This is a genomic window from Candidatus Methylomirabilota bacterium (assembly GCA_035260325.1).
In the GTDB taxonomy this organism is placed as follows: domain Bacteria; phylum Methylomirabilota; class Methylomirabilia; order Rokubacteriales; family CSP1-6; genus AR19.
The window spans coordinates 1-3571 of record DATFVL010000151.1; the positions used below are offsets into that span (position 1 = coordinate 1).

The 3571-nt window shown below is 70.3% G+C and carries 5 protein-coding genes; 3 read left to right on the plus strand and 2 right to left on the minus strand.

Annotated elements, in window-relative coordinates:
- Positions 1-29: 29 nt before the first annotated feature.
- On the plus strand, positions 30-422 hold the full coding sequence (locus VKG64_10100; protein HKB25393.1) for a carboxymuconolactone decarboxylase family protein: 393 nt from the start codon (positions 30-32) through the stop codon (positions 420-422).
- A 6-nt stretch (positions 423-428) separates the two neighbouring features.
- Here VKG64_10100 and VKG64_10105 read toward each other — a convergent pair whose 3' ends face one another.
- Positions 429-1031, minus strand: coding sequence for a thioredoxin family protein (locus VKG64_10105; GenBank protein HKB25394.1), 603 nt, complete (start codon positions 1029-1031; stop codon positions 429-431).
- A 91-nt stretch (positions 1032-1122) separates the two neighbouring features.
- On the opposite strand from VKG64_10105, the gene VKG64_10110 reads away from it, so the two are divergent.
- Positions 1123-2343, plus strand: coding sequence for an MFS transporter (locus VKG64_10110; protein HKB25395.1), 1221 nt, complete (start codon positions 1123-1125; stop codon positions 2341-2343).
- Between the two features lie 20 nt (positions 2344-2363).
- Positions 2364-3362, plus strand: coding sequence for an MBL fold metallo-hydrolase (locus VKG64_10115; GenBank protein HKB25396.1), 999 nt, complete (start codon positions 2364-2366; stop codon positions 3360-3362).
- On the opposite strand, the gene VKG64_10120 is transcribed toward VKG64_10115, so the two are convergent.
- Positions 3359-3571, minus strand: a 213-nt coding sequence (locus VKG64_10120; protein ID HKB25397.1) for a hypothetical protein, incomplete at its 5' end; no start/stop codon positions are given. The two genes, VKG64_10115 and VKG64_10120, sit on opposite strands and share 4 nt — an antisense overlap.

Below are 3571 nucleotides of genomic sequence, written 5' to 3' on the forward strand. Positions count from 1 at the left end.
ACGCCACCAACCCTGCAAGGAGGCCAGCCATGGTCGGAAGCGAGACCTACCAGAAGGGCCGCGAGCTGCGGCGCCAGCTCCTGGGCGACGCCTACGTGGAGCGCATGAACCAGACCGCCTACGCGGATCCCGTCATGAAGAAGTTCATGGACGTGGCGACCGAGACGGTCTTCGGCGCGCTGTGGACGCGCCCGGGCCTCGACCTCAAGACCCGGACGCTCATCTGCGTCGTCTCCGACGCGGCCACCGCGCGCACGCCCGAGCTGGCGATCCACCTGCGCATGGCGCTCCGCCAGGGGTGGACCGAGGACGAGCTGGTCGAGGTGCTCCTGCACCTCTCCGGCTACGTCGGCGTGCCCCTGATCCGCGAGGCCCTGCTCACGGCGAAGGAGGTCTTCGCCGAGACGAAGAAGGAGCGCTGAGGCGCGCTACTTCTTCACGAGCCCGAGCCGCTGCTCCAGGATGAGCCGGACTTCCTGAGCGGCCGCACGCCAGAATGCGCCGCCCGGCGTCTGGTACGCGGCGGTGACCTGGCCCCGGAACTCGTTCATCGCGGCGTCCTGGCTGGCCTTGTCCTGGGGCGCCTTGTCCAGCGTGGTCGAGCGGATGACGGCGGCCTTGTTCGTCGCGACGTGAGCGCGCTCGAGCCAGCGGCCGATCTCGTTCCAGTCCTTGTCGAAGAAGACCACGACCGGGATGGACTGGTAGCCGTTGTTCAGGAAGGTGTCCCGCAGGTCGGTGTTCTGGTCGCGGAGGAACACGCGCAGCTCGCAGCCCTGCATCGCCTCGCAGACGTGGGCGATCAGCGGCGAGTTGCGGTGGACGTCCCCGCACCAGTTCTCGGCCAGCATCATCGTGTACTTGACCTGGTTGACGCCGCCGAAGAACTTCCGCTCCTCGTCGGTCAGCGCCGACTTGGCGTAGTTGTCCTCGGTGCGGGCCCGGGTGTCGCCCATCTGGGCCATGTAGTCCTTCCAGGTCAGGCCTTTCGAGAACCGTTGCGCGTCCAGGGGAATCCTCAGTTGGGCCATGTCGTGCTCTCCTCCGTTGGTGGTGGGACGTCGCCGCTGTTTATACACCAAACGCGGCCGTCGTGCACGGAGGTGTGGTAGGACTCTGAGGGTGCGTCCGCTCGCCCGCCGCCGGCTCATCGTCGCCGCGCTGTTCGTGGTCACCTACGGCATCTCGACGCCGCTCGCCGCTTACGGCGTGTTCCTGCCCGTCATCGCCGAGGCGTTCGGCTGGAGCCGGGGCGCCATCGCGACGGCGCTCTCGATCAACCTGCTCCTGGGCGGCCTCGCCGGCTTCGCGGTCGGCGCCCTCGCCGACCGCCACGGGCCCCGCCTCCTGCTGGTCCCGACCGTGATCCTCGCGGGGGCGGCCTTCGCGCTGGTCTCGACGGTCGGCACGCTGTGGCAGCTTTACCTCTTCGTCGGGATCATGGCGGGGGTGGGGATGTCGAGCTTCTACCTGCTGAGCGCCTTCACCGTCGCGCGCTGGTACGACGAGGGCCGCGGCCTCGCCATCGCCCTCGTCCTGGTGGGCTTCAACCTCGGGTACATCTCGGGCGGTCCGCTCGCGGCCTGGCTCATCGCGACCTTCGGCTGGCGGGAGGCCTACGCGATCCTCGGCACCGGCTGCGGGCTCGCGACGACGCTCGCCGCGCTCACGGTCCGCTTGCCGCGCGCACCGGAATCGGACCTCTTGCGGCGTGCGGGCGGGCCCGGCGCAGCCGTCGCGGCGCCCGCGGCGGCCGCCGCCGGCCACGGCGTCACGCTCCGCCAGGCGCTCGCCGACCCGCGCCAGTGGTGCCTGAACGTTTCGTGGCTGCTGAGCGGCGGCCTCGCGCTGATGCTCTCGGTCCACGCCGTGCCGTTCGCGCACGACCGGGGGGTGAGCCTCGCCGGCGCCTCGCTCGCGCTCACGGCCTACGGGATCGGCTCCGTGACCGGCCGGCTCGCGGCGGGCGCGGTCTCCGACCGGCTGGGCGCGTCCCCGACGATGGGCGCCGCGTGCGTCATCCAGACGCTGGCGCTGGTCTCGGTCTGGCTCCCCTCGCGCGAGGCGCTGCTCGCCTCGCTGGTCGCGTTCGGCGTCGGGTTCGCGGCGTCGGACACGATCATCGTGCGGGTGGTCCCCGATGTGTTCGGCGTGCGGGCGATCGGCGCGATCATGGGCGTGCTCACCCTCGGCTGGCGCTTCGGCGCCGCGCTGGGTCCGGCCGCCGCGGGGTTCCTCTACGACCTGACGGGCTCGTACGCGATCCCGTTCGGCGCGGCGCCGCTCGCCGTCCTGGTGAGCTGGGGGCTCTTCGCGCTGGGCACCAGGCACGCGCCTCACTGAGCGAGAAAGGAGCGAGCGCGATGGACTGCTGCGGTCACGAGGGGCACGGGAGCGGAGACGCGCGGTTCGAGTTCACCAAGGTGGCCGACGGGGTGCACGCCGCCGTGGCCGCGCCGGCCTACAAGGTGAACTCCAACACGGCCATCATCGAGAGCGACGACGGCGTGATCATCGTGGACACGCACTCGAAGCCCTCGGCCGCCCGGGTGATCGTCGAGCGGCTCCGCGACATCACGCCGAAGCCGGTCCGCTACGTGATCAACACGCACTTCCACTGGGACCACTGGCACGGCAACGAGGTGTACCCCGCCGCGTATCCCGCCGCCGAGATCGTGACCAACCAGATCACGCGCGAGGCGATGGTGAAGAAGGGGCTCAAGCGCATCAAGGACCACGTCCGCCAGCTCCCGGCGGAGATCGCGAAGCTCCGCGCCGACCTCGCCACGGCCCGCACGCCGGCGGAGCGCGCGACGCTCGAGGCTAATCTGAAGTTGGCCGAGGCCTACCAGGCCGAGGTCCGGGCGCTCAAGCCGGCGCTCCCGACGATCGCCTTCGAGCGGACGATGAAGCTCTATCGTCGCGACCGCGAGATCCAGCTCCTCCACCTCGGCCGCGCCCACACCGAGGGCGATGTGTTCGTCTACCTGCCGAAGGAGAAGGTCGTGATCACCGGCGACGCCGTCATCGGCTGGACGCCCTTCATGGGCGACGGCTACCCGGAGGACTGGGTCGGCACGCTCGATCGCCTCGCCCAGCTCGACTTCACCCACATCGTCATGGGCCACGGCAACGTCGGCGACCGGAACTGGCTCAGGACCTTCCGCGCCTACGTCCACGACATGGTCGAGGCCGTCCGCCAGGAGGTCGCCGCCGGCGCGACCCTGGAGGAGGTCAAGCAGCGCGTGCCGGCGAAGCTCGCGCCGACCTACGAGAAACCGTTCTCGGCGTACGGCGACTACCGGCCCTGGCGGGCGGGCATCCTCGCCAACATCGAGCGGACCTACGCGATGGTGAGCTAGCTTCCGGCGGGACGGCGCGCTTCGAGGGCGGCGAGGCGCTCGCGGATGTCGATCGCCGTTCGGACCTCGCGGTCCAGGCCGTCGATCCGAGTGTGGACGGCGGCGATGCTGTTGTCGACGCGCCTGAGTTCGGAGACCATCTCGGCCCGAAGGCCGTCGATCTTGATCGTGAGCCGCTGGTCCATGTTGTCGATCCTGTTGTCGAGCGA

What these genes read in the sequence shown, in the direction of transcription:
- VKG64_10100 (HKB25393.1), top strand. Translation starts at nt 30, where the DNA reads ATGGTCGGAAGCGAGACCTACCAGAAGGGCCGCGAGCTGCGGCGCCAG.
- VKG64_10105 (HKB25394.1), bottom strand. Translation starts at nt 1,031, where the DNA reads ATGGCCCAACTGAGGATTCCCCTGGACGCGCAACGGTTCTCGAAAGGC.
- VKG64_10115 (HKB25396.1), top strand. Translation starts at nt 2,364, where the DNA reads ATGGACTGCTGCGGTCACGAGGGGCACGGGAGCGGAGACGCGCGGTTC.